The sequence below is a fragment of the Halomonas sp. genome, assembly GCF_052095695.1.
Classification (GTDB): domain Bacteria; phylum Pseudomonadota; class Gammaproteobacteria; order Pseudomonadales; family Halomonadaceae; genus Vreelandella.
The window spans coordinates 6,379-8,348 of record NZ_JBQDLQ010000086.1; the positions used below are offsets into that span (position 1 = coordinate 6,379).

At 52.3% G+C, this 1,970-nt stretch carries 2 protein-coding genes; both read right to left on the reverse strand.

Annotated features, from left to right (window positions below; all coding sequences use genetic code 11):
* Nucleotides 1-1,012 (reverse strand): restriction endonuclease subunit S (locus ACTH5D_RS14480; RefSeq protein ID WP_441672452.1); only part of this gene is annotated, 1,012 nt, incomplete at its 3' end.
* A partial coding sequence (locus ACTH5D_RS14485) for a type I restriction-modification enzyme R subunit C-terminal domain-containing protein (protein WP_441672454.1) occupies nucleotides 1,009-1,970 on the reverse strand: 962 nt, incomplete at its 5' end. The genes ACTH5D_RS14480 and ACTH5D_RS14485, both read right to left, overlap by 4 nt.

Here is a 1,970-nt window from a genome sequence, read left to right on the forward strand (position 1 = left end):
GTTCAAGCCCAAGCTCAGAGTATGTTGCTTCATACTTGGAAATGTATCGGCCTGCTGCTTTTACCTCACCAGTCTGAATGAATGGATAAGGCCCGCCAAACAGCCGCTTATCGTTTCTGGGCCGATGTTTAGACTTTCCACGCCCCAAGTCACCTAAATTTGCAAGTTTAGTGTAAGACCAATCTTTGGGGATATTTGGCAAAAGCCCTAATTCGTCTTGGCTTATGTTAGTCAATTCTGCTGGCCGCTTTGGTTTTGCAGGCTTTCTGCCAACTCCGCCATCTTTACGCCAGGTATCTAGAGCTTGTTGCCAGTCATTCAGCGCGGCTTTATAGCGGGTTTCACGTTCGGTTCTTATGCTGGCAAGCAGCGCTTCAGGATCTTCCAACTTATCAGCGTTCGTTTCACGCCAGTCAGCAGTAAGGCGGCCTTCGAAGGCAGATTTCAACAGTGACTGACGGTAGAGGCCGAGGGTGTTTTTTGCTGCTTGCAGACTCTCAACGCCCTTGTCGATCTCGTCGAAAAGCGTTTCGATCTTTTCGACTATGCGGCGTTGTTCTTTGAGAGGGGGAACCGAAATACGGGTTTCTTCAAATTTTGTCTTCGTTACGTGACGTAACCCGACTCCTCCATGAGCCTTTGCTATAAGTTCATCAAGCGTCTCGTTGATGGCGAGTTTGAAGAACTTCAAGTCAAGTAAAGTTCTGGCGAAATCTACTCGGAAGATATGCTGGTTCAGTACAGCCTCACCTCCCCGCCAAATGTGTGCACCAAATGAGGTACCAGGGGTACCTGACCAAGCAAATAGAAGATCGTCAGATTGGATAGTAAAACGGTCTCGGATCTCGCCGTCAAAATGATTGTAGTGCGCGTCAGGGTTATTCAGGTTCTGAATTCGAACGATTTTTTTTCCGCTCGATGTCCAATCGCTTGGCTTGAACGCATATCCATTCTTGAGGTCGCACAGATCACCGATTTCGGCTTCAACCCATCCGTTTGATAATTCCCTCATGCCGAGAGTGCCCTATTAACTTCAGTCATCATATCGTCCATTCCCTCACCAAAGAGGGCGTACATTTGCCCTAGGCCGCCTCGGCTGTCAAACGGGGCCATATCGAGGTCGTCGCGTTCGATGGTAAATGAGGTGGCAAGGTGGTCGCGGATCATACGTAGCCACTCCATCTGTTCTTCAGTGAATTTGTCGCCGTGACCTGCGTGGTGGTTCAACACCCAGTTCTGGAAGTTGCGCCGCACCCGCTCTGAGTGTGGCGTCAGCGTCGCGTCCAGCCCCGTTACCCGGCGAATGAGCGCCACGAGCGCGGTAAGGTCGCTGGCGGGGTTGCTGCCTTTGTACTCATCCAAGTGTGCATAGGCCTGCCACACGGTCAGCGGCGCCAGCCGCGGGCGATCATCAGTCAGCTTTTTCAGCACATCCTTGATCATCGCGTAGGTGACTTCTGATCGGCGAGCAGGGGTGTTGAAATAGATGGTCAGCGCCTCTATCTGGTCGCGGTTTTCATCAAGGTACGCCTCGAACTCCTGGGTGATCTGTTGTGCGTTTTCCGCCACACTACCAGCCCATTCGGTGCGCAGCAGTGTATCAAGATTTTCGTGGTCGATGGTCTGTTCGTTATCGCGACGAACGGTATCCATCAAGTTAATCAGCGGGCCGGTGAATATGTTGGCCGCCTGTTTGATGCGCGCTTCCCGAGCAGTTTGCATGGCAGCATCATCAGGCTCAGGGTGGCCAGCGGCTTTGGCGTCAGCCTCTACTTTGTCGGGGTCGATGGCATTGAATAAGTCACTCACAATGGCGGTAAGCGAGGTGCCTGCTTCGGCGGTAATTTTCTGATGGTCGTCAGCGCTTAACTTGTGATCGAGCCTCGCCAGTCGAGCGGCTAGCGAACTCACCGTCTCTTCGGAACGGTCGCCCATCATCAGCCCCATGGCGAGGTCTTTAAACGGGATAG